The sequence below is a fragment of the Peribacillus simplex genome (assembly GCF_001578185.1).
GTDB lineage: Bacteria > Bacillota > Bacilli > Bacillales > DSM-1321 > Peribacillus > Peribacillus simplex_A.
Genome location: NZ_CP011008.1, coordinates 265,775 through 288,618 on the forward strand (window position 1 = coordinate 265,775; position 22,844 = coordinate 288,618).

20 protein-coding genes, 11 tRNA genes and 2 rRNA genes are annotated in these 22,844 nt (G+C 42.8%); 31 read left to right on the forward strand and 2 right to left on the reverse strand.

The window, feature by feature from the left end:
• Positions 1–217 precede the first annotated feature (217 nt).
• The 3 genes from UP17_RS01345 to UP17_RS01355 all read left to right on the forward strand — a co-directional run bounded on the left by UP17_RS01345 (position 218) and on the right by UP17_RS01355 (position 3,830).
• Positions 218–1,717 (forward strand): degradosome RNA helicase CshA, encoded by a 1,500-nt coding sequence (locus UP17_RS01345; RefSeq protein ID WP_061461179.1) that lies wholly within the window; start codon positions 218–220, stop codon positions 1,715–1,717.
• A 177-nt stretch (positions 1,718–1,894) separates the two neighbouring features.
• Entirely contained in the window at positions 1,895–2,368 is a 474-nt protein-coding gene (locus UP17_RS01350; RefSeq protein WP_061461180.1) for a PH domain-containing protein, read from the forward strand.
• Positions 2,361–3,830 carry a PH domain-containing protein gene (locus tag UP17_RS01355; protein WP_061461181.1) on the forward strand — a complete coding sequence of 490 codons (1,470 nt, stop codon included), beginning with the start codon at positions 2,361–2,363 and terminating at the stop codon, positions 3,828–3,830. Before UP17_RS01350 ends, UP17_RS01355 begins: the two co-directional genes overlap by 8 nt.
• Before the next feature lie 27 nt (positions 3,831–3,857).
• On the opposite strand, the gene UP17_RS01360 is transcribed toward UP17_RS01355, so the two are convergent.
• Positions 3,858–4,448: a rhomboid family intramembrane serine protease gene (locus UP17_RS01360; RefSeq protein ID WP_061461182.1), complete on the reverse strand. Its 591-nt coding sequence runs from the start codon at positions 4,446–4,448 to the stop codon at positions 3,858–3,860.
• A 107-nt stretch (positions 4,449–4,555) separates the two neighbouring features.
• Here UP17_RS01360 and acpS point away from each other — a divergent pair, with 107 nt between their 5' ends.
• From acpS to UP17_RS01430, 14 genes are all read left to right on the forward strand, one after another.
• Complete coding sequence (gene acpS / locus UP17_RS01365) at positions 4,556–4,912, forward strand: holo-ACP synthase (protein WP_061461183.1); 357 nt, start codon at positions 4,556–4,558, stop codon at positions 4,910–4,912.
• A 236-nt stretch (positions 4,913–5,148) separates the two neighbouring features.
• Positions 5,149–6,153, forward strand: a complete 1,005-nt coding sequence (locus tag UP17_RS01370) for a LolA family protein (RefSeq protein WP_061461184.1) — start codon at positions 5,149–5,151, stop codon at positions 6,151–6,153.
• Positions 6,154–6,397: 244 nt separating this feature from the next.
• The gene (gene alr / locus UP17_RS01375; protein WP_061465935.1) at positions 6,398–7,561 is read left to right on the forward strand and encodes an alanine racemase; all 1,164 of its coding nucleotides are present in this window, start codon (positions 6,398–6,400) and stop codon (positions 7,559–7,561) included.
• A gap of 159 nt (positions 7,562–7,720) precedes the next feature.
• Entirely contained in the window at positions 7,721–8,002 is a 282-nt protein-coding gene (locus UP17_RS01380) for a CopG family ribbon-helix-helix protein (protein ID WP_061465936.1), read from the forward strand.
• 7 nt (positions 8,003–8,009) lie between these two features.
• Positions 8,010–8,360: a type II toxin-antitoxin system PemK/MazF family toxin gene (locus UP17_RS01385; RefSeq protein WP_034306610.1), complete on the forward strand. Its 351-nt coding sequence runs from the start codon at positions 8,010–8,012 to the stop codon at positions 8,358–8,360.
• Positions 8,361–8,831: 471 nt separating this feature from the next.
• Entirely contained in the window at positions 8,832–9,659 is an 828-nt protein-coding gene (locus UP17_RS01390) for an RsbT co-antagonist protein RsbRA (protein ID WP_061461185.1), read from the forward strand.
• 2 nt (positions 9,660–9,661) lie between these two features.
• The gene (locus UP17_RS01395; protein ID WP_061461186.1) at positions 9,662–10,018 is read left to right on the forward strand and encodes an STAS domain-containing protein; all 357 of its coding nucleotides are present in this window, start codon (positions 9,662–9,664) and stop codon (positions 10,016–10,018) included.
• A gap of 3 nt (positions 10,019–10,021) precedes the next feature.
• Positions 10,022–10,423, forward strand: a complete 402-nt coding sequence (locus tag UP17_RS01400; protein ID WP_061461187.1) for an anti-sigma regulatory factor — start codon at positions 10,022–10,024, stop codon at positions 10,421–10,423.
• A gap of 9 nt (positions 10,424–10,432) precedes the next feature.
• Complete coding sequence (locus tag UP17_RS01405; RefSeq protein WP_061461188.1) at positions 10,433–11,443, forward strand: PP2C family protein-serine/threonine phosphatase; 1,011 nt, start codon at positions 10,433–10,435, stop codon at positions 11,441–11,443.
• A 59-nt stretch (positions 11,444–11,502) separates the two neighbouring features.
• Entirely contained in the window at positions 11,503–11,835 is a 333-nt protein-coding gene (locus UP17_RS01410; protein ID WP_061461189.1) for an anti-sigma factor antagonist, read from the forward strand.
• Complete coding sequence (rsbW, locus tag UP17_RS01415; protein WP_061461190.1) at positions 11,832–12,305, forward strand: anti-sigma B factor RsbW; 474 nt, start codon at positions 11,832–11,834, stop codon at positions 12,303–12,305. The genes UP17_RS01410 and rsbW overlap by 4 nt, the downstream gene beginning before the upstream one ends.
• Complete coding sequence (sigB, locus tag UP17_RS01420; protein ID WP_061461191.1) at positions 12,283–13,071, forward strand: RNA polymerase sigma factor SigB; 789 nt, start codon at positions 12,283–12,285, stop codon at positions 13,069–13,071. Before rsbW ends, sigB begins: the two co-directional genes overlap by 23 nt.
• Positions 13,068–13,679: a PP2C family serine/threonine-protein phosphatase gene (locus UP17_RS01425; protein ID WP_250211736.1), complete on the forward strand. Its 612-nt coding sequence runs from the start codon at positions 13,068–13,070 to the stop codon at positions 13,677–13,679. The genes sigB and UP17_RS01425 overlap by 4 nt, the downstream gene beginning before the upstream one ends.
• Positions 13,680–13,771: 92 nt before the next feature.
• On the forward strand, positions 13,772–15,955 hold the full coding sequence (locus UP17_RS01430) for a Tex family protein (RefSeq protein WP_061461192.1): 2,184 nt from the start codon (positions 13,772–13,774) through the stop codon (positions 15,953–15,955).
• 79 nt (positions 15,956–16,034) lie between these two features.
• Here the strand turns inward: UP17_RS01430 and cmpA are convergent, their stop codons facing one another.
• A complete protein-coding gene (gene cmpA, locus UP17_RS27240; protein ID WP_089364909.1) occupies positions 16,035–16,154 on the reverse strand; it encodes a cortex morphogenetic protein CmpA in 120 nt (39 codons plus the stop codon).
• A gap of 83 nt (positions 16,155–16,237) precedes the next feature.
• Here cmpA and UP17_RS01435 point away from each other — a divergent pair, with 83 nt between their 5' ends.
• The 14 genes from UP17_RS01435 to UP17_RS01500 all read left to right on the forward strand — a co-directional run bounded on the left by UP17_RS01435 (position 16,238) and on the right by UP17_RS01500 (position 22,727).
• Positions 16,238–16,717 (forward strand): SprT family protein, encoded by a 480-nt coding sequence (locus UP17_RS01435; protein WP_061461193.1) that lies wholly within the window; start codon positions 16,238–16,240, stop codon positions 16,715–16,717.
• 133 nt (positions 16,718–16,850) lie between these two features.
• Positions 16,851–16,925 (forward strand) — tRNA-Asn (locus UP17_RS01440).
• Positions 16,926–16,932: 7 nt separating this feature from the next.
• Positions 16,933–17,023, forward strand: a tRNA-Ser gene (locus UP17_RS01445).
• A 17-nt stretch (positions 17,024–17,040) separates the two neighbouring features.
• Positions 17,041–17,112, forward strand: a tRNA-Glu gene (locus UP17_RS01450).
• Positions 17,113–17,139: 27 nt separating this feature from the next.
• Positions 17,140–17,215 (forward strand) — tRNA-Asp (locus UP17_RS01455).
• 78 nt (positions 17,216–17,293) lie between these two features.
• A tRNA-Gln gene (locus UP17_RS01460) sits at positions 17,294–17,368 on the forward strand.
• 9 nt (positions 17,369–17,377) lie between these two features.
• A tRNA-Lys gene (locus UP17_RS01465) sits at positions 17,378–17,453 on the forward strand.
• A 9-nt stretch (positions 17,454–17,462) separates the two neighbouring features.
• Positions 17,463–17,544: transfer RNA gene (locus UP17_RS01470), tRNA-Leu, on the forward strand.
• A 59-nt stretch (positions 17,545–17,603) separates the two neighbouring features.
• Positions 17,604–17,689: transfer RNA gene (locus tag UP17_RS01475), tRNA-Leu, on the forward strand.
• Between the two features lie 18 nt (positions 17,690–17,707).
• A tRNA-Arg gene (locus tag UP17_RS01480) sits at positions 17,708–17,784 on the forward strand.
• Positions 17,785–17,791: 7 nt separating this feature from the next.
• Positions 17,792–17,868: transfer RNA gene (locus tag UP17_RS01485), tRNA-Pro, on the forward strand.
• A 29-nt stretch (positions 17,869–17,897) separates the two neighbouring features.
• Positions 17,898–17,971: transfer RNA gene (locus UP17_RS01490), tRNA-Gly, on the forward strand.
• A 95-nt stretch (positions 17,972–18,066) separates the two neighbouring features.
• Positions 18,067–19,617 (forward strand): 16S ribosomal RNA (locus UP17_RS01495).
• A 176-nt stretch (positions 19,618–19,793) separates the two neighbouring features.
• Positions 19,794–22,727 (forward strand): 23S ribosomal RNA (locus tag UP17_RS01500).
• The 16S and 23S rRNA genes sit together here with 11 tRNA genes alongside, the layout of an rRNA operon.
• Positions 22,728–22,844 lie beyond the last annotated feature (117 nt).

The window sequence follows — 22,844 nt, forward strand, 5'->3', positions numbered from 1 at the left end:
GCCAGTGAATGTTCGTGCTGGTATATTTCCTTTTTAAAAAATCATATTGAGTTCATTTGAACTAAAAGGCAGACATACTTTTAGGTGATAATGATAAACTTTTTCATAAGAGATAAAGTAGAACATCCGTCATGATGATGAGGATTTGAACTAAACATCTGTGCATGATCCATGAATGCACGTGTAAATTTACGATATAAAAAGGAGTACGAAAACATTGACATTGTTTAGCGAATTAGGATTAGATAGAACGTCTATGAAATCAATAGAAAAAATGGGATTTGAGGAAGCGAGCCCGATTCAATCCCAAACGATACCTCTAGCTCTTGAAGGTAAAGACATCATTGGTCAAGCGCAAACTGGAACTGGTAAAACTGCTGCATTCGGTATCCCATTGATGGAAAACATCGATATTAATAACGAAAATGTGCAAGGGATTGTTATTGCACCTACACGTGAGCTTGCCATCCAAGTTTCCGAAGAACTTTTCAAGCTTGGTTACGGAAAACGCGCCCGTGTATTAGCGGTTTATGGTGGACAAGATATCGATCGCCAAATCCGTGCTTTAAAGAAAAAACCACATATTATCGTTGGTACACCTGGTCGTCTTTTAGATCATATCAAACGTAAAAATATTAAATTAGGCGGAGTTCACACTGTAGTTCTTGATGAAGCAGATGAAATGCTTAACATGGGATTCATTGAGGATATCGAATTGATCCTTTCAACGGTTCCTGACGAAAGGCAAACATTGCTTTTCTCAGCTACAATGCCTGATCCAATCCGTAAAATTGCTGAAAGATTCATGCAAGAACCAGTTCTTGTACGCGTAAAAGCGAAAGAAATGACAGTGGATCGCATCGAACAATATTACTTGGAGTTAAAAGAAAGTGAAAAATTCGATACACTTGCACGCCTTTTCGATATTCAAACACCGGATCTTGCTATCGTCTTCGGACGTACGAAACGCCGTGTAGATGAATTGGCTTCTGCATTGAATATCCGCGGTTATATGGCTGAAGGCATTCATGGTGACCTAAGCCAGGCGAAACGTCTGTCCGTTTTGAAAAAATTCAAAGAAGGAAGCATCGATGTCCTTGTTGCTACTGATGTGGCTGCACGTGGACTTGATATTTCCGGCGTAACTCACGTATACAACTTTGATATCCCTCAAGATCCAGAAAGCTACGTTCACCGTATTGGACGTACAGGACGTGCGGGTAAACACGGTATTGCAATTACGTTTGTAACACCACGGGAAAGAGGTCAACTGCATGCAGTTGAACATACAACGAAAAAACGTATGGAGAAACTTAAGACCCCTACGTTAACTGAAGCGTTGGAAGGTCAACAAAAAGCAGTAACGGAAAAAATTCTGACTACAATCGAGAATGATGATTTATCATTATACCTTGGTCAAGCGGAAGAGTTATTACAAAAACATAGTGCGGCGGATTTAGTTGCAGCTATGCTTAAATCAATGACAAAAGAACCGGATCAAACGCCAATCAAGTTAACGGAAGAGTCTCCATCTCCAATGCGCCGCAATCGTGGAGGAAGCAGTTCTTCTAGTAACAGACAGCGCAATGGCCGCAGTTCTTCAGGCAGAAAAGATTACGGTAGCGGATCAAGTAAACGCCCAAGCACGAACCGTAAATCGAATGGTTACGGAAACCGTAGCACGAGCCAAAAAAGAGAAAAATCAAATAAAATTTAATTGAATTGGAAATGCCGCTCATTTGAGCGGCATTTTTTTATATGCATCTGGATGAACGGTTCAAGGACTTTGTTTGAAAAGTGGTTAAAACCCCGCATTTAATTATAGTATAATGGATGAAGCGAAGGATGAATGATACGTTTCATTCAAAATACCTGTACAGAAGAGGGGAACCGCATGGAACCTGAAAATCGTATATCGAATAAGGCCTTGACCGTATGGAAAATCAATGGTCTTATAAGCTGTTCAATAACATGGATTATAAGCATCGCCGTACTCGTGCTTACAATCGTTTTTAATTGGACATATTGGGTTTTTGGAGCGTGGATCATAATTTCGATAATCCAACCATATTTGACCATCTTTCTGATTCCTTCGGTGAAATGGAAGAGATGGCGTTACGAAGTAAGGGATACGGAAATTGATATCCAAAGTGGTATTTTTGTCATTAAAAGAACACTCATACCAATGATTAGGGTTCAGCATGTTGAAACGAAGCAAGGACCATTATTAAGAAAATATGATTTAGCCTCCGTTGAAATCTCCACTGCAGCGACCCTTCACGTTATACCTGCACTGGACCTTGCAGAGGCAGATGAATTAAGGCACTATATTTCCAGAATGGCGAGTGTGGAGGAAGAAGATGTCTGAACCTAAAAGGCTTCACCCTGTGGCTGTATTGCTTAATATTATTAAATCGGTCAAGGAGTTAGTTATCCCTTTTTTACTAGTTGTCGTTATTCCTGGGAAGAATGAAGGGATTCCTGGATGGGTTCAACCGCTAGTCATTGCCATTATTGTACTTTTACTGATAATAAATGCATTCCTTCGATGGTTACGTTTTACATATAGCATACAAGACGGCGAGTTCAGAATTGAGTCCGGAGTACTCATAAGGAAGAAGCGGTATATAAAGTTTGATCGCATTCATAGCATAGATATTTCAGAGGGCATCATACAGAGGATATTCCGGCTGGTGAAGTTGAATATTGAAACTGCAGGCGGGGCTCAGGCTGATGCTGTGTTATCGGCCATAAGAAAAAGTGAGGCGGAACGAATCAATGCTTTTATAAGCCAGGAGAAAAGCAACAATACGAATAACCCCCTTGATAAGGATAAAGATCAAGTGTGGGGAAATGAAGATGCGGCAAAATCATCTTCTGTTTTTAATCAGACGCTTCCGCAATTATTCGTTATGGCTGCCACTTCGGGAGCGGTAGGTGTTTTTATATCTGGAGGGATCGCTTTTATTTCACAGTTTGATGAAATAATACCTTTTAAGCGGATATTTAAGGGCTATGAAGATTTTATTGGAATGGGAACCATTGTTCTTACAGTGCTTGCCCTAGTGGCCTTATTGGTGGTTTATGTACTGGCCACATTAAGTATGGTAATTAAATATGCTTCTTTTACCGTAATAAAAACGGATGAGGAAATCGTTATTTCCAGAGGGCTTCTCGAGAAAAGGCAGCTGACAATCCCTATCCATAAAGTGCAAGGTATCAGGATCATGGAGAATTTGATTCGGAAACCATTGGGATTGGCGACAGTTTATATTGAATATGCAGGAGGCAGTATGGATGATAAAGAAAGCCTATCCATCATGCTGTTCCCTTTGATCAAGAAGAAGCATTTACATAAAAAACTCCTGGGAATTTTACCGGTTTATCAAACAACCATGGAGATGACATCGATACCTAAGCGTGCACTTTCGCGGTTTGTATTACGCAAGGTTCTATACATCATCCCAATCATCGGTGCTTTGGTGTGGTTTGGCAGGCCTTGGGGTTTTCTTTCTCTGTTACTTTTACCGTTGGCGGTCTTTTGGGCTTACATGCAATATAAAGATGCAGGATGGGGGATAGAAGGGAATTTGTTGCAACTGAGCAGCCGTTTTTTCTCAAAGCAAACATTGATCATGCAGAGAAGCAGAATTCAATCAATCACATATAAAAAAAGTTGGTTTCAGAATCGAAAAGAATTAGCTACGATTTCAGCATCTATTAAATCTGGAGTTAACTCCCAGGTCGGCATGGTTGTGGATGTGGAAGAAAAAGATTGCCGATTAATTAAATCATGGTATTTACCTAAAAAAGCAGTCGACTCCCAATGAATGAATGGAAAGAGTCGGCTGTTTGTCCTACCACTTTTTTCTCGAGTATAATGGGGCTGTTAAAGCGCCGATTGCTATACCGGCCAAATGTCCGACAACGTTGATCTGTGGTTGAATGAAAGTCATGATAATGGCAATTCCGGTCAAGGTATATACTGTATTTCTTTCGTTGTTCGTAAAATTAGTCTTATTAAACAGTACAAGGTAAAAAAAGAAACCGAATAAACCAAAAATTGCACCGCTGGCACCTATGTGGTTATATGTCAGTGGTTTAATTAGAAAGGTTGCGATGTTAGCAAGGATTCCGGTCGATAAAAAGAAGATTGAAAACTTTACGGATCCAAGAAATTTCTCTAGGAATGGACCAAAGATGGCAAGTGAGAAACCATTAAACAGTAAATGTGTGAACGTGCTATGTAGAAAGATGGGGGTGATCAAACGCCACCATTGTCCATCAGCGATGAATAAGTTCACACCTGTTCCATAATAAAAAATTACATTACCAGGAAATATAGGGAAAAGGACGAGAACGAAAACAATCATCATAATGAGTATGAGCACAGTCACAGCTCGATATGAATGGGTGTATTCGCGGAAGCTTTCTGTTCTTGTAAACATGGATTCCTCCTTATTATCGTTTTAAATAAGATACATATTGTCATTTCCAGGTAAAAGAGTCCTTCTAATAATATGCAACTTATTAATTTAATAGAAGAGGTGTCAATTTGATTAAAGGTATAGGCGTCGACATTACTGAATTGGATAGAATGGAAAAATTGATTGACCGGCAACCCCGTATAAAGAAACGAATATTAACTGAAAGGGAAATCTCAATTTTCGAAAAGTTAAATGGAAGAAGGAAAATCGAGTATTTTGCTGGGCGCTTTGCAGCAAAGGAGGCTTTTTCTAAAGCATACGGTACAGGGATAGGTAAGCACTTGTCCTTTTTGGATATCGAAATCATATCTGATGATAAAGGAAAGCCAGTGATTTCAAAGCCGTTTTCTGAAGGGGTCCATCTTTCTATTAGCCACAGCAGGGATTATGCGGTTGCTCAGGTCGTAATCGAAAGGGTGATTTGAGTTTTGTCCAATCGGGTCATAAACCTTTAGGTTGTCTCATATACATTTAGTGCTATAGGGAGACAAGGCCCGGTAAAAGGTACATGGCAGAGTAGGTGCTCTCGAAAAGTTTTTAGCCGGGTCGAATTGATCCGTGTCTAAAATGCTGAGGAATCTAAGACATCAGTCGAGCCAATGTCCGGATCCTGCCTTTTCCTCTCCCTTTTACGTTCAAATGACAAAAAGGGGTTGAAAAGATGAAGAAGATGTTAATGCTTTTTGCAGGGATCATGCTCTTGCTTGCTCTTTCTGCTTGCGGCCAAAAATCACAGGGTGATGTAGTGAGTGAATTGAATGAGAAGCTTGGCGAAATGAAAGGGTATAAAGCTAACGCGATGATGACATTGAAGATGGGGACGGAACCTCAAGTGTATAACGTGGAAATTTGGCATAAGGACCCTTCCTTTTACCGCGTAAATCTTAAAAATGAAGAGAAAGATCAAAGCCAGATGATTTTGAAAAATGATGATGGTGTATATGTTTTGACGCCAGCTTTGAATAAGAGCTTCAAATTTCAAAGCGAGTGGCCGGAGAACAGCAGTCAGGCCTATTTGTTTGAGTCGCTGGTGAAAGACATTACGGAAGATAAAAGTGCGACATATAAAGAAACGGATAAACATTATGTCTTTGAAACGAAAACGCGCTACCAAAACAATAAAATGTTGCCGTACCAAGAGATTACTATAAACAAAAAAGATTTATCTCCGGTCAGTGTAAAAGTCATGGACCCCGATAAGACCGCATTAGTCCTTGTTGAATTTTCAAAAGTGAAATTCGATACGACTTTTGATAAAGATTCATTTGATATGAAGAAAAACATGACAAGTGCACAACTTGAAGCGCCTGTTATGGCGGAAGTCCAAAATGAAGGGTTTGCGGTAAAATACCCTGAAAATATTGGTGACATGAACTTAACGGAAGAAAAGGAAATTGCGACGGAAAAGGGAGAACGTGTCGTTTTGACCTATGAGGGTACAAAAAGTTTTACATTAGTTCAGGAAAAAGCTGAGGTAGTCCAAACCTCCGTTTCGACGAATGTTAATGGAGAGCCAGTTGATTTGGGTTATACAGTCGGGGCCATGACAGGAAATACAATTGCATGGACTCTTGAAGGTGTGGATTATATGATTGCATCAAAGGACTTAACACAGGAAGAGATGATAGAAGTCGCCCGTTCAGTTGGGGGAGATCCGGTCAAATAGGATTACATAACAAGCTGATGTTTCCCGTCTCCTTATGAAGGTTTCTTCTAGGAAGGATAGGCGGGGAAGCAGCTTGTTGACATTTTAAATCCCTTCCATTTTGAATGGTTTGGCAAGTTGGGAAATTAGAATCAATGTTAAAAAGCACTTTATCTTTCTATCAGTTGGTTATAGAATGGTCCTATAATGAAACGAAAACTTCGCTATTGGGAAGAATCTTATTGTGAGTGCAGGAAAGAAGGAAATGGGCTTGGAAACGAAAAACTTTCATCGGGATACGTGGGCAGAAGTAAATTTGGATAATATTTTTGAAAATATCTCTTCAATGAAAAATAGACTGAGAAATGGCGTTAGTCTTTTCGCTGTCGTTAAAGCGAATGCTTATGGCCATGGTGACTATGAAGTGGCTAAAACCGCGCTTGAAGCGGGGGCTGATTTTTTAAGTGTCGCTTTCTTAGATGAGGCTCTTGCTTTACGGAAAAAAGGAATATTGGCTCCGATTCTTGTACTTGGGGCTTCGAGGCCTGAAAGTGCAGCGCTTGCTGCCGATAATGGGATTTCCGTGACGGTTTTCGATGTAACATGGTTGGAGAAGGCAAAGGATTTATTGAAACCGGGACAAGTTCTGCAAGTTCATGTAAAGGTTGATAGCGGCATGGGGAGAATTGGCATTCGTGATAAAGGCCAACTCTTGAAAGTGGAAAGTTTGCTTAATGGGGAAACGTGTTTTAACTTCCAAGGGATATTCACACATTTCGCGACGGCCGATGAAATAAAGACCGACTTTTATGAAAAGCAGCTTGCTTCATTTAAAGGAATGCTTTCCGCCTTGATCAGAAGGCCAGAATATATTCATGCAGCCAATAGTGCAGCTTCTTTAAGGTTTAGCGATCCTGAATCGAATGCGATAAGAATGGGGATTTCCATGTATGGTTTGAGTCCTTCTATGGAAATGAAGCCGATATTGCCATTTCCATTAAAGCAGGCTATATCATTGAGAACGAAGATGGTTGCAGTTAAACAGCTTACAAAGGGTGAAAGCGTTAGTTATGGAGCAACATATACGGCTGAAGGTGATGAATGGATTGGGACTTTGCCGATTGGTTATGCTGATGGCTGGATCCGTAAGCTGCAAGGTCAGGAAGTTCTTGTGGATGGAAGCAGAGTGCCGATTGTCGGCAGGATTTGCATGGATCAATGCATGGTCAAGCTGCCTCGATCATACCCTGTAGGAACAGAGGTCACACTCATTGGGAACGATGGAGATGAATCGATTACAGTTGATGAAGTAGCGGCTAAACTGGAAACGATCAATTATGAGGTAACGTGTATGATAGGAGCAAGAGTGCCCCGCGTATATATAAAAGACAATCAGTTGATTCATGTTCGTAACTTCATCCTGGAATGACGGATTGTAAAAAAATCCTAGGATTGTGAATAAGATTTACTTTATTATGCTGATAATAGGATGGAGAATAGAATATACTCTTTGCAGATAGGCAATTTAATGGTAATATTGAAAAGGATATATAATAAAGGTGTGTAGTGATGGTGGAGGTGTATGTTTGTGTCTGAATCCAGCGCAACAAGAGAGATATTAATTCGATTACCTCAAAATTTTTTATCAGAGTTAGATGGGTATGCGAGTGAAGAAAATGTAAATCGCAGTGAATTTATTTATCGTGCCACAAAAATGTATCTTCGCGAACGTAAAAAGAAAGAGTTTCGTGAATCGATGAAACGCGGTTATATTGAAATGGCGGCCATTAACTTAACGATTGCTTCTGAAGCCTTTCAGGCTGAATTCGAGGCTGGTCATTGCGTTGAACGATTAGTTAGCGGAGGCTGAGCCATTGATTGTTGTTAAGCGTGGTGACGTATACTTCGCAGACCTTTCCCCGGTAGTCGGTTCAGAGCAGGGTGGAACCCGTCCGGTACTAATTTTACAAAATGATATTGGTAATCGCTTTAGTCCGACTGTGATCGTGGCAGCCATTACAGCTCAAATTCAAAAAGCGAAATTGCCTACACATGTTGAGATTAATGCCAAAAAGTACGGATTTGAACGGGATTCCGTCATTTTATTAGAACAGATCCGGACAATTGATAAGCAGCGTTTAACCGATAAAATTACGCATCTTGACGAACCGATGATGCAAAAGGTCAATGAAGCTTTACAAATCAGTCTAGGCCTCATTGAGTTTTAGAGAAACGTTTTCCCGTTAATCCGGGCGTTATTATAATACAAATCATTCTTTATTTTAATTAGATGGCACGATTCCTGCAACAGTGGGAATCGTGTTTTTTTATGAAATAACATAAATTTATGAACACAATAAAGGAATTAAGAGGAGGAAGATTCTTCAATCCAATTAATCGTATTATTTGTACCAATTTTTACAGCAGGAAATATAAAAAATTTGACGAATAAAAAAGTATACAATTAGATATTGGATTAAACGTTCATTGGTTTTTATTGGTATCCTCCTAACTTTACTTTGGAAGATGTTTTCCTTACCTGATTTTCGGGTATGTAGTTATGTTGTAGATACTTAAATAAGGAAAAGTGTAGTGGGGAAACCCAATGGAATTCCAGGTGGAAAGAACATTACAGTTAGTTAACATCCTTGTGACGAGGACAGGGAAACATAGCAATTGTGTTAGAATGGGAGGATATTATGAACCAATTGGTTTACGATTTTATTAAGCAAAATCATGATTACATCCTTACTGAGTGGATGGATATCATGAAGGAAAGTACAGACGAAAGATTAATTAAAGTCGTCTCTGATCGAATGTTTACGCAAACGAGCAGTGAATTTATAGATATGATCATTACGAATGTTGATAGTAAAAACAAGGAATTCACATTGAAGCTTTCAGATTTTGCCGAGAAAGTCGTCCAATTGGGATGGCCTCTTACTTTCGTCAATGAAGGACTTCATAAATTCACGTTAATTGTCATTAATGGAATGGTGGCAAAGGGTTTGGTGACTCTTGAGAATCAAGTCAATCTTGTTAACCATTTGGATAAATGGGCAACACCAATAAATAATGAGATAGTCAATATATATACCCAAACTTGGGAAAGAACTGTTTCCATGCAAAAAATAGCCTTGCAAGAACTTTCGGCACCGCTCATTCCTGTTTTGGAAGGCATTACGGTAATGCCGCTGATTGGCACAATTGATACTGAACGTGCCAAACAGATAATGGAAAACCTGCTGACTGGCGTGGTTAAGCATAGATCTGAAGTTGTGCTTATTGATATAACGGGTGTGCCGGTCGTGGATACCATGGTTGCTCATCATATCATCCAGGCAGCGGAAGCGGTCCGATTAGTGGGTGCTAAATGTATACTCTGCGGCATTCGCCCTGAAATAGCCCAAACCATCGTTAATCTTGGAATTAATTTAAATGAAGTGATTACAAAAAATACGTTGAAAAAAGGGATAGAAGTTGCGTTGGAATTAACGAGCCGTAAGATCGTAAAGGTGGAGGGATAAGTATGAGGATTCCGATATTAAAGCTTTATGACTGCTTGTTAGTCTCTATTCAGTGGGAATTGGATGATGTGACAGCCCTTCAATTTCAAGAGGACTTACTGCATAAGATTCATGAAACAAGCGCAAATGGCGTTGTTATAGATATAACCTCAATAGATTTCATAGATTCCTTTATCGCAAAGGTATTAGGCGATGTCTTTAGCATGTCTAAGCTAATGGGGGCAAAGGTTGTAATTACGGGGATCCAGCCTGCTGTTGCAATAACATTAATTGAACTGGGAATTAGTCTCGATGGTGTTTTGACAGCATTAGATTTAGAGAAAGGCCTGGAGAAATTACAACAGGAATTGGGGGATTAAAGAATGGAGTTCCAATCCTGCGTAAAAATCATAAATGAATGGGACATCGTAGCTGCAAGGCAGCTCGGAAGAAATGTCGCTAAAGAGTTGGGGTTCGGTACTGTAGACCAGGCAAGGATCACAACGGCTATAAGCGAATTGGCCCGAAATATATACTTATATGCTGGACAAGGCAGTGTAAGCATAGAAAAGCCAAATATAAATGGGAAGTCAGGATTGAAAATCATTGCAGAGGACCAAGGGCCGGGAATTGAGGATATTCGCAGAGTCATGGAAGATGGATATACCACCTCAGGGGGACTGGGGGCAGGCCTTCCTGGAGTCAAACGTTTAATGGATGACTTTGATATTGAATCGATACCAGGAGAAGGTACTAAGATTGTCGCTACGAAATGGCTCCGTTAGGGGGGGACTATGGATATTAGGGAGAACATGGAGAAAAAGTATCAAGAGGCGCTTTCTACTTATCTTAAAGACCAAAATGAGCAGGCACTTTACCAAGGACAAAAGATTAGCCGCCTACATATAAAATACAATATATCTCCAGAAGAAATCATCAGTATGCATAAAAATAACTTAATGGAACTTTACCCGGAATTACCGGGAAAAGTATTGGATTCATTCGATTTTCTGCTAGAAGTCATGATGGGATACGGCATTGCATACCGTGAACATCAAAGCCTTAGACATCAACAGCAGGAACTGAAAACGGAAATTGAGATCGCGGCAAACGTTCAACATACTCTTTTGGAAACGGAAATTCCTGATATCAAAGCTCTTGAAATTGGGGTGATAAGTGTTCCGGCCAGACAGATGAATGGAGATTATTATCACTTCGTCCAAGATGAAAATGAGCGTATCGGGGTAGGGATTGCCGATGTAATAGGCAAAGGGATTCCTGCTGCATTGTGCATGTCGATGATTAAATATGCGATGGATAGTCTTCCGGAGCATCGTCATGAACCGAAAAGCGTGCTTGAGAGTTTAAACCGTGTTGTGGAGCATAATGTAGATCCAAGTATGTTCATAACCATGTTCTATGGCTTATATGATCCGCATGACAGGCAATTTTCCTATGCTTCAGCTGGGCATGAACCTGGTTTTTACTATGACGCCGCTTCAGGTACTTTTAGCGATTTGGATGCAAAAGGTTTGTTGCTTGGAGTTGATAAAAAAACAAGGTATCGCCAATATGAAAAAACGGTGAATCGCGGAGATATGATTATTTTATTATCTGATGGAGTGACCGAGTGCCGGACAAATGATGGGTTCATAGAAAGGGAAACGCTAATTGGTTTCATTAAAAAGAATATGCACTTACAAGCCCAGGAAATGGTGAATAATATTTATAAGCAATTGGAGAAAATGCAGAACTTCCAACTAAGGGATGATTTCACATTAATAATTTTAAAATCAAATGTTTAGTATTTTTTCCACAGGGTATAGATATAGGAATGAAGAGGATTTGAAGAGGTGGGTTAAGGATGAATATAACAGTAGATGTTAATGAATTAAATAATGAATTTATTGTAAAACTAAAAGGTGAAATCGATGCCTATACTGCACCAAAACTAAGAGAATCACTATTTCCAATATCAGAGCAGGACAATGTTTCGATTATTATTGATTTAACTGAAGTTTCCTATATGGATAGTACGGGACTTGGAGTATTTGTCGGTGCTTTTAAAAGTGTAAGGGCACATGATGGCGAATTCACTTTAGTTGGTTTATCAGAAAGGTTACGACGTTTATTCGATATTACGGGTCTTGCAGATATCATTGATATAAAAAGTGGTACAGAGGGTGGGTTAGAATGAGTCAAGTATATGATTACATCGAAATGAAAATACCTGCAAAACCAGAGTTCATCGGTGTCATTCGTTTAACGCTTTCTGGAATAGGTAGCCGGATGGGATTTGCGTATGATGAAATCGAGGATTTGAAAATCGCTACCAGTGAGGCTTGTACAAATGCGGTACAGCATGCATATAAGGATTCTGAAAAAGGTGAAGTGAAAGTGAGCTTCGGGCTTTATCCTGACCGTTTGGAGGTCATGGTTTCTGATAGTGGTAAGAGCTGTAATTTCGAAGAGATTCGTCAAGGAATCGGTCCATACGAAAATGGACAAAAAGTCGAGCTCTTGAGAGAAGGAGGCTTGGGTCTTTACCTCATTGAAACTCTGATGGATGATGTGAAAATTCATCAGCATGACGGGGTTACAGTATTTATGACTAAGTTTTTAGAAGGAGAGCAGGTGGAGATGGATGCAAAAACAGTCTCAACCTAATCAGGCACAAAGGGAACAGGTAAATGAATGGATTAGAGCTTATCAGCAGAACCAAGATGATGAAGCACAGAGTAAACTGGTCATCCATTATAAAAGTTTGGTTGAAACAATCTCCCGAAAGTATGCGAAGGGGAAATCATTTCAGGAGGATATCTCTCAAGTCGGCATGATTGGTTTGTTAGGTGCCATTCGAAGGTATGATGAATCTTTCGGTAAAAGCTTTGAGGCATTTGCCGTTCCTACAATAATCGGGGAAATCAAGAGGTTCTTGCGTGACAAAACATGGAGTGTTCATGTGCCAAGAAGAATTAAGGAACTTGGTCCGAAAATAAGGGTGACTGTTGAGGAATTAACGACGACTCTGCACCGTTCACCAAGAATAGATGAAATAGCCGATTGTATAGGGGTTACTGAAGAAGAAGTTTTAGAAGCGATGGAAATGGGTAAAAGCTATCAAGCGTTATCTGTTGATCATTCTATTGAGGCGGATTCCGATGGTGGTACGGTCACATTGCTTGATATTTTCGGAAATGTCGATGGAGGTTTTGAAAAGGTCAATCAGCGCCTAGTGCTTGAAAAGGTGCTGCATGTGTTGAGTGACCGTGAAAAGATGATCATTCAACATACTTATCTAGAAAATTTAAGTCAAAAAGAAGCGGGCGATAAACTTGGAATTTCCCAAATGCATGTATCAAGACTCCAGCGCCGCGCAATCAAGAAACTTCAGGAAGCCATTAACGCTGAAAACTCGGAGTTAATACAGTGATCAAAGATATTCTGAGGGAAGAAAAAATAGAAGTCCTTGTCTCTCAATCCTCTAAAAACGGGATGGTTTATTGCGGTGATGATTACTTCTTTCTTCATACGAAAGAATACTTTGTGTGTGTACTGGCAGATGGGCTAGGTAGCGGGAAAAATGCTTACGAATCCTCCCATGCCGTCATCGAGGAAGTTAAACGTAATCATGAGTTGGATGTAGAATCATTAATGGCAGTATGTAATCAAGTTTTAATCGATAAGCGGGGGGCAGCCGTCTCCATTTTGAAGATATTTTATGAAAAGAATGAATTTATATACAGTTCAGTTGGGAACATCCGCTTTTTTCTGTATAATCCAAGCGAGGACCATCTTGTTTACCCTTTACCTGTTACAGGGTATTTATCCGGCAGGAAGCAAAAATACAGGACGCAGAGCTACAAATATGAACCTAATGCAAAATTCATTCTTCATTCCGATGGTCTAGAACTTAAGGGAGCTAAATCTTTTTTAAAAAGGCTTGTCCCTATCGATAAGAACGCCCAATGCATTTTAGAAAGCAGTCCAGTAACTGCAGATGATACGACTTTCATTTTAGGAAGCTTACTTTCGCCATAAATCGGAAGTGAGCTTTTTTGTAATGGATTCGCAACTTCATCCCTCATTTGCTAGACTATACATATTAGATTAAAAGCTTGGAGGTAAACATAATGATCGTTGTAGAAGATACATTAAAAGAATTGATTAAACAAATATCCAATGAGCTAACTTTGAAAAATAATCAAGTTCAAAACGTCATACAGATGCTGCAAGAGGGGAACACTGTACCATTTATTGCCCGGTATAGAAAAGAAATGACGGGTTCGCTTGATGAAGTGCAGATTCGTTCCATTATGGAAAGGTGGAACTATCTAGAAAACCTTGGGCAGAGGAAAATGGAAGTTACGCGTTCGATTGGTGAACAGGGAAAATTGACGGAAGAATTAAAAAGACAAATCGAGAAGGCAACAAAACTGCAGGAAGTCGAGGATTTATACAGGCCATTCAAGCAAAAAAGGAGAACGAAGGCGACGGTCGCTAAAGAAAAGGGGCTTGAGCCACTGGCTAAATGGCTTCTTGAATGTCAAATGCAAGCTCGAGTTAGCGAAAAAGCCGCAGAATTCGTATCGGCAGAAAAAGAAGTTACTTCTATTGAAGAGGCAATTGCAGGAGCGCAGGATATCATAGCAGAACATATTTCTGATGACGCGGAATTAAGGAAGTGGATGAGGGCTGAGATTTTCAAAGCGGGAAAAATAGTTTCGGTCGTAAAAAATGAGGAGAAGGACGAGAAAAGAATCTTCGAGATGTACTATGAATATGAGGAGCCAGTTCAAAGGATCGTACCACATCGGGTCTTAGCGCTTAACAGAGGTGAAAAGGAAGAGGTTTTACGAATATCCATTCAGCCTCGGACTGAAATCATCATTGGTCATTTGGAACGGAAAATCATTAAAAATAACAAATCTGAAGCCCAAAGTGTCCTTAAATCAGCGATTGAGGATGGACTCAAGCGTTTGATCATGCCTTCGGTAGAACGGGAAATCAGGAAAGAGCTGACGGAAAAAGCAGAGGATCAAGCTATCCACATTTTCTCTGAAAATCTCCGGAACTTGCTCCTGCAACCCCCGCTTAAAGGGAAAGTGGTCCTAGCTCTAGATCCGGCATATCGGACGGGCTGTAAATTGGCTGTTATTGATGAAACGGGAAAGGTACTCGATATTAGTGTAATCTATCCGCATCCCCCTGTTGCGAAGTTTAATGCTGCCCGCGAAAAAACGATCGAAATACTTCAGCGGTTCTCAGTTGAAATTGTGGCAATCGGCAATGGGACGGCATCACGTGAATCAGAGCAATTCATCGCGGATATTCTAAAGGAAGTGAAAGGAAATATTTCTTATATCATTGTTAATGAAGCGGGGGCAAGTGTATACTCTGCCTCAGATATTGCCCGTGAAGAGTTTCCGGATCTTCAAGTAGAACAGAGAAGCGCCGTATCTATAGGCAGAAGGCTTCAAGATCCCCTTGCCGAACTTGTAAAAATTGATCCTCAATCAGTGGGGGTAGGTCAGTATCAACATGATGTGTCCCAGAAAAAGTTAACGGAATCCCTTTCTTTTGTAGTAGAGACAGCTGTTAACCAGGTGGGAGTTAACGTCAATACCGCTTCATCGTCCCTATTGCAATATGTAGCTGGTTTATCAAAATCAGTTGCTCAAAATATTGTGAAGAAAAGGGAAGTGGAAGGGAAGTTTGCTAGCAGGAAGGAATTAAAGAAGATTCCCCGACTTGGCGCCAAAACATATGAACAATGCATAGGGTTCTTGCGTATCATTAATGGAGATGAACCTTTGGATCAAACCGCGATACATCCTGAGAACTACAGTGCCGTGAATAAATTGTTAAAGAAAATGGGATTCACATCTGAGGATTTAGGCAGTGATGCACTGAATGAAGAGTTAGGTAAACTAAATCCGGCGGAATTAGTAAATGTTTTGGAAATTGGGGAAATTACGATTAAAGATATCATAGATGATTTGATGAAACCGGGAAGAGATCCTCGGGATGAATTATCAAAACCACTGCTTAAGCAAGATGTGCTAAAAATGGAGGATCTGCAAACTGGGATGGAATTACAAGGCACAGTGAGGAATGTTGTGGATTTCGGTGCGTTTGTGGACATCGGTGTTAAACAGGACGGACTTGTGCATATTTCCAAACTAAGCAATCGGTTTGTAAAACACCCATTGGATATAGTTGCCGTTGGGGATGTTGTGACGGTTTGGGTAGAACTGGTCGACTCTCAAAAGCAAAGGGTATCTTTAACTATGCTCGAGCCAAAGAATCAAAACTAGCCTATGGTAAGCTCCTTCTATATTAGAAGGGGTTTTTTTGGGGAAGCAAATGTATGTTATATTTCGAACATAGTTGAATCTATAATCGGAGACTTTCCTTCTTTTGATAAAAAAACCAACATTGATTCAACATCTTTACTTGATAATAATCCTTTTCATAAAAGGCTTTACGGATTTGATTCTGGAACCAATTAGGCATAGCTTTTCCTCCCTTAGTTTCCTATTGTATTATTAGTCTATGTTATAATGGGTTGTCATGTTACCAAGGAAAGGGAGGGGGAAATGGATAATCTGCAATTGCAAAAACTGGTTGAAGAAATTTCGTTGAAAGACTTTAAAAAGGCCTTTAGACATGTAGCCACTTTTAACCCTCGTCTTCGAACTACGGGAGGACGATACTTGCTCCGTTCACACAATATTGAAATTAATAAGAAGTATCTTGATGAACGCGGTGTGGGAGAAATGATTGGTATCATAAAACATGAATTGTGCCATTATCATCTGCACCTCGAGAAGAAAGGGTATCAGCATCGTGATGCAGACTTTAAGCAATTACTCAAAAAAGTGGGGGCACCGAGATTTTGCGAGCCACTACAATCAAATCAAGTAAAGAGAAAGATGAATACTATTCAATATAAATGTAAAGACTGTCAGCAGGTGTATATAAGAAAAAAACGAATCGACACTACCCGTTTCGTTTGTGGTAAATGTCGCGGAACATTGATTTACCAAGGGTTTAAAGAGGGGAAAACAGAAATTTAAAAAAGACACAAAAGAACCCTTGACTTTAGGTTGTAACCTCTTTATAATCATAAGAGTCGACAAGATAACAACTTGTTCTTCACGACAAACACTAAGGTCCTTGAGCATGAAAAAGGAACCCAATTTTCATTATTCCGCAGTAGCTCAGTGGTAGAGCATTCGGCTGTTAACCGAACGGTCGTAGGTTCGAGTCCTACCTGCGGAGCCATTTTTTTGGGGAAGTACTCAAGAGGCTGAAGAGGCGCCCCTGCTAAGGGTGTAGGTCGCGTAAGCGGCGCGAGGGTTCAAATCCCTCCTTCTCCGCCAGTTACATATTTTATCAAGGCCCATTGGTCAAGCGGTTAAGACACCGCCCTTTCACGGCGGTAACACGGGTTCGAATCCCGTATGGGTCACTTTTATTCGCAAAATTATAATGCTCTGGTCCCGTGGTGTAGCGGTTAACATGCCTGCCTGTCACGCAGGAGATCGCGGGTTCGATTCCCGTCGGGACCGCCATTTTTTTAAAAAAATACTTGCTAAAATAATATTATTGTGATATAATATTAACCTGGACATTAAAAAGTATTTGATTGTTGGGCTATAGCCAAGCGGTAAGGCAACGGATTTTGATTCCGTCATGCGAAGGTTCGATCCCTTCTAGCCCAGCCATTTTATTTAGAGCCATTAGCTCAGTTGGTAGAGCATCTGACTTTTAATCAGAGGGTCGAAGGTTCGAATCCTTCATGGCTCACCATTTCTTTTCGCGGGTGTGGCGGAATTGGCAGACGCACCAGACTTAGGATCTGGCGCCGCAAGGCGTGGGGGTTCAAGTCCCTTCACCCGCACTGATAATTTTCTTCTTGACAACAAGTTGAAAAGGTGTTAAACTTACAAAGTCGCTTTCGCGGTCGTGGCGGAATGGCAGACGCGCTAGGTTGAGGGCCTAGTGGGGGAAACCCCGTGGAGGTTCAAATCCTCTCGGCCGCACCAATAACATCATAGAAATTAGCGCCCGTAGCTCAATTGGATAGAGCATCTGACTACGAATCAGAAGGTTGTAGGTTCGACTCCCGCCGGGCGCACCATATTTTTCGGGAAGTAGCTCAGCTTGGTAGAGCACTTGGTTTGGGACCAAGGGGTCGCAGGTTCGAATCCTGTCTTCCCGACCATTCTTTCTGGAAATACTTTAAAATTAAATGCGGGTGTAGTTTAGTGGTAAAACCTCAGCCTTCCAAGCTGATGATGAGAGTTCGATTCTCTTCACCCGCTCCATTATTGCTCTTTGAAAACTGAACAAAACAAAGCGCCAACGTTAAATTTTAAGTGAGCACACACTATCAAAAAAGCAAATGAGCAAGTCAAACATTTCTTCGGAGAGTTTGATCCTGGCTCAGGACGAACGCTGGCGGCGTGCCTAATACATGCAAGTCGAGCGAATCGATGGGAGCTTGCTCCCTGAGATTAGCGGCGGACGGGTGAGTAACACGTGGGCAACCTGCCTATAAGACTGGGATAACTTCGGGAAACCGGAGCTAATACCGGATACGTTCTTTTCTCGCATGAGAGAAGATGGAAAGACGGTTTACGCTGTCACTTATAGATGGGCCCGCGGCGCATTAGCTAGTTGGTGAGGTAATGGCTCACCAAGGCGACGATGCGTAGCCGACCTGAGAGGGTGATCGGCCACACTGGGACTGAGACACGGCCCAGACTCCTACGGGAGGCAGCAGTAGGGAATCTTCCGCAATGGACGAAAGTCTGACGGAGCAACGCCGCGTGAACGAAGAAGGCCTTCGGGTCGTAAAGTTCTGTTGTTAGGGAAGAACAAGTACCAGAGTAACTGCTGGTACCTTGACGGTACCTAACCAGAAAGCCACGGCTAACTACGTGCCAGCAGCCGCGGTAATACGTAGGTGGCAAGCGTTGTCCGGAATTATTGGGCGTAAAGCGCGCGCAGGTGGTTCCTTAAGTCTGATGTGAAAGCCCACGGCTCAACCGTGGAGGGTCATTGGAAACTGGGGAACTTGAGTGCAGAAGAGGAAAGTGGAATTCCAAGTGTAGCGGTGAAATGCGTAGAGATTTGGAGGAACACCAGTGGCGAAGGCGACTTTCTGGTCTGTAACTGACACTGAGGCGCGAAAGCGTGGGGAGCAAACAGGATTAGATACCCTGGTAGTCCACGCCGTAAACGATGAGTGCTAAGTGTTAGAGGGTTTCCGCCCTTTAGTGCTGCAGCTAACGCATTAAGCACTCCGCCTGGGGAGTACGGCCGCAAGGCTGAAACTCAAAGGAATTGACGGGGGCCCGCACAAGCGGTGGAGCATGTGGTTTAATTCGAAGCAACGCGAAGAACCTTACCAGGTCTTGACATCCTCTGACAACCCTAGAGATAGGGCTTTCCCCTTCGGGGGACAGAGTGACAGGTGGTGCATGGTTGTCGTCAGCTCGTGTCGTGAGATGTTGGGTTAAGTCCCGCAACGAGCGCAACCCTTGATCTTAGTTGCCAGCATTCAGTTGGGCACTCTAAGGTGACTGCCGGTGACAAACCGGAGGAAGGTGGGGATGACGTCAAATCATCATGCCCCTTATGACCTGGGCTACACACGTGCTACAATGGATGGTACAAAGGGCTGCAAACCTGCGAAGGTAAGCGAATCCCATAAAGCCATTCTCAGTTCGGATTGTAGGCTGCAACTCGCCTACATGAAGCCGGAATCGCTAGTAATCGCGGATCAGCATGCCGCGGTGAATACGTTCCCGGGCCTTGTACACACCGCCCGTCACACCACGAGAGTTTGTAACACCCGAAGTCGGTGAGGTAACCTTTATGGAGCCAGCCGCCTAAGGTGGGACAGATGATTGGGGTGAAGTCGTAACAAGGTAGCCGTATCGGAAGGTGCGGCTGGATCACCTCCTTTCTAAGGATAATTACGAGAGCGCTTTTGTTTTGTTCAGTTTTGAATGAGTAATTCATTCAGATACGAAAGATAAACATCACGATGTGATGGATTCTTTCTACTTTGTTCCTTGAAAACTAGATAATAGATAGAAGGCAATTAATTTTTTTCAAAGCATCAGTAAGATCTTTTTTAACGGTTAAGTTAGAAAGGGCGCACGGTGGATGCCTTGGCACTAGGAGCCGATGAAGGACGGGACTAACACCGATATGCTTCGGGGAGCTGTAAGTAAGCTTTGATCCGGAGATTTCCGAATGGGGAAACCCACTGTTCGTAATGGAACAGTATCTTTACCTGAATACATAGGGTACTGAAGGCAGACCCGGGGAACTGAAACATCTAAGTACCCGGAGGAAGAGAAAGCAAATGCGATTTCCTGAGTAGCGGCGAGCGAAACGGAATTAGCCCAAACCAAGAGGCTTGCCTCTTGGGGTTGTAGGACACTCAACATGGAGTTACAAAGGAACGGGGTAAATGAAGTGATCTGGAAAGGTCCGTCAAAGAAGGTAAAAACCCTGTAGTTGAAACTTCGTTCCCTCCTGAGTGGATCCTGAGTACGGCGGGACACGAGAAATCCCGTCGGAAGCAGGGAGGACCATCTCCCAAGGCTAAATACTCCCTAGTGACCGATAGTGAACCAGTACCGTGAGGGAAAGGTGAAAAGCACCCCGGAAGGGGAGTGAAATAGATCCTGAAACCGTGTGCCTACAAGTAGTCAAAGCCCGTTAATGGGTAATGGCGTGCCTTTTGTAGAATGAACCGGCGAGTTACGATTTCATGCGAGGTTAAGTTGATAAGACGGAGCCGCAGCGAAAGCGAGTCTGAATAGGGCGAATGAGTATGAGGTCGTAGACCCGAAACCAGGTGATCTACCCATGTCCAGGGTGAAGTTCAGGTAACACTGAATGGAGGCCCGAACCCACGCACGTTGAAAAGTGCGGGGATGAGGTGTGGGTAGCGGAGAAATTCCAATCGAACCTGGAGATAGCTGGTTCTCTCCGAAATAGCTTTAGGGCTAGCCTCAAGATGAGAGTATTGGAGGTAGAGCACTGATTGGACTAGGGGCCCCCAACGGGTTACCGAATTCAGTCAAACTCCGAATGCCAAATACTTATTCTTGGGAGTCAGACTGCGAGTGATAAGATCCGTAGTCGAAAGGGAAACAGCCCAGACCACCAGCTAAGGTCCCAAAGTATACGTTAAGTGGAAAAGGATGTGGAGTTGCTTAGACAACCAGGATGTTGGCTCAGAAGCAGCCACCATTTAAAGAGTGCGTAATAGCTCACTGGTCGAGTGACTCCGCGCCGAAAATGTACCGGGGCTAAACGTATCACCGAAGCTGTGGATTGACACCATTTTGGTGTCGATGGTAGGAGAGCGTTCTAAGGGCGTTGAAGTCAGACCGGAAGGACTGGTGGAGCGCTTAGAAGTGAGAATGCCGGTATGAGTAGCGAAAGAAGGGTGAGAATCCCTTCCACCGAATGCCTAAGGTTTCCTGAGGAAGGCTCGTCCGCTCAGGGTTAGTCGGGACCTAAGCCGAGGCCGAAAGGCGTAGGCGATGGACAACAGGTTGATATTCCTGTACCACCTATACATCGTTTGAACGATGGGGGGACGCAGAAGGATAGGGTAAGCGCGCTGTTGGATATGCGCGTCCAAGCAGTTAGGCCGGAAACGAGGCAAATCCCGTTTCCATTAAGGCGGAGCTGTGATGGCGAGGGAAATATAGTACCGAAGTTCCTGATTCCACGCTGCCAAGAAAAGCCTCTAGTGAGATGTAAGGTGCCCGTACCGCAAACCGACACAGGTAGGCGAGGAGAGAATCCTAAGGTGTGCGAGAGAACTCTCGTTAAGGAACTCGGCAAAATGACCCCGTAACTTCGGGAGAAGGGGTGCTTTTTAGGGTGAATAGCCCGGAAAAGCCGCAGTGAATAGGCCCAGGCGACTGTTTAGCAAAAACACAGGTCTCTGCGAAGCCGCAAGGCGAAGTATAGGGGCTGACACCTGCCCGGTGCTGGAAGGTTAAGGGGAGAGGTTAGCGCAAGCGAAGCTTTGAACCGAAGCCCCAGTAAACGGCGGCCGTAACTATAACGGTCCTAAGGTAGCGAAATTCCTTGTCGGGTAAGTTCCGACCCGCACGAAAGGTGTAACGATCTGGGCACTGTCTCAACGAGAGACTCGGTGAAATTATAGTACCTGTGAAGATGCAGGTTACCCGCGACAGGACGGAAAGACCCCGTGGAGCTTTACTGCAGCCTGATATTGAATTTTGGTACAGCTTGTACAGGATAGGTAGGAGCCTGAGAAGCCGGAGCGCTAGCTTCGGTGGAGGCGTTGGTGGGATACTACCCTGGCTGTATTGAAATTCTAACCCGCGCCCCTTATCGGGGTGGGAGACAGTGTCAGGTGGGCAGTTTGACTGGGGCGGTCGCCTCCTAAAGAGTAACGGAGGCGCCCAAAGGTTCCCTCAGAATGGTTGGAAATCATTCGTAGAGTGTAAAGGCACAAGGGAGCTTGACTGCGAGACCTACAAGTCGAGCAGGGACGAAAGTCGGGCTTAGTGATCCGGTGGTTCCGCATGGAAGGGCCATCGCTCAACGGATAAAAGCTACCCCGGGGATAACAGGCTTATCTCCCCCAAGAGTCCACATCGACGGGGAGGTTTGGCACCTCGATGTCGGCTCATCGCATCCTGGGGCTGTAGTCGGTCCCAAGGGTTGGGCTGTTCGCCCATTAAAGCGGTACGCGAGCTGGGTTCAGAACGTCGTGAGACAGTTCGGTCCCTATCCGTCGCGGGCGCAGGAAATTTGAGAGGAGCTGTCCTTAGTACGAGAGGACCGGGATGGACGCACCGCTGGTGTACCAGTTGTCTTGCCAAAGGCATAGCTGGGTAGCTACGTGCGGACGGGATAAGTGCTGAAAGCATCTAAGCATGAAGCCCCCCTCAAGATGAGATTTCCCATGGCGCAAGCTAGTAAGATCCCTGAAAGATGATCAGGTTGATAGGTCAGAGGTGGAAGCGTGGCGACATGTGGAGCTGACTGATACTAATAGATCGAGGACTTAACCAACGCTTTTTAAAAAATGAAATACCTTCTTATTATCTAGTTTTGAAGGAATGAAAATTTCTTCTTGCATTTTGAACTCATACATGTTATGATTATAAATGTGTTAAAAAAGATTAAATG

Bases quoted from the DNA above. Each gene is read 5' to 3' on its own strand.
- UP17_RS01355 (WP_061461181.1), top strand. From the start codon at position 2,361: ATGTCTGAACCTAAAAGGCTTCACCCTGTGGCTGTATTGCTTAATATT.
- rsbW (WP_061461190.1), top strand. From the start codon at position 11,832: ATGAGTCAAGTATATGATTACATCGAAATGAAAATACCTGCAAAACCA.
- UP17_RS01400 (WP_061461187.1), top strand. From the start codon at position 10,022: ATGGAGTTCCAATCCTGCGTAAAAATCATAAATGAATGGGACATCGTA.
- sigB (WP_061461191.1), top strand. From the start codon at position 12,283: ATGCAAAAACAGTCTCAACCTAATCAGGCACAAAGGGAACAGGTAAAT.
- UP17_RS01410 (WP_061461189.1), top strand. From the start codon at position 11,503: ATGAATATAACAGTAGATGTTAATGAATTAAATAATGAATTTATTGTA.
- UP17_RS01390 (WP_061461185.1), top strand. From the start codon at position 8,832: ATGAACCAATTGGTTTACGATTTTATTAAGCAAAATCATGATTACATC.
- UP17_RS01430 (WP_061461192.1), top strand. From the start codon at position 13,772: ATGATCGTTGTAGAAGATACATTAAAAGAATTGATTAAACAAATATCC.
- UP17_RS01370 (WP_061461184.1), top strand. From the start codon at position 5,149: ATGAAGAAGATGTTAATGCTTTTTGCAGGGATCATGCTCTTGCTTGCT.
- UP17_RS01435 (WP_061461193.1), top strand. From the start codon at position 16,238: ATGGATAATCTGCAATTGCAAAAACTGGTTGAAGAAATTTCGTTGAAA.
- alr (WP_061465935.1), top strand. From the start codon at position 6,398: ATGGGCTTGGAAACGAAAAACTTTCATCGGGATACGTGGGCAGAAGTA.
- cmpA (WP_089364909.1), bottom strand. From the start codon at position 16,154: ATGCCTAATTGGTTCCAGAATCAAATCCGTAAAGCCTTTTATGAAAAG.
- UP17_RS01405 (WP_061461188.1), top strand. From the start codon at position 10,433: ATGGATATTAGGGAGAACATGGAGAAAAAGTATCAAGAGGCGCTTTCT.
- UP17_RS01360 (WP_061461182.1), bottom strand. From the start codon at position 4,448: ATGTTTACAAGAACAGAAAGCTTCCGCGAATACACCCATTCATATCGA.
- UP17_RS01395 (WP_061461186.1), top strand. From the start codon at position 9,662: ATGAGGATTCCGATATTAAAGCTTTATGACTGCTTGTTAGTCTCTATT.
- UP17_RS01350 (WP_061461180.1), top strand. From the start codon at position 1,895: ATGGAACCTGAAAATCGTATATCGAATAAGGCCTTGACCGTATGGAAA.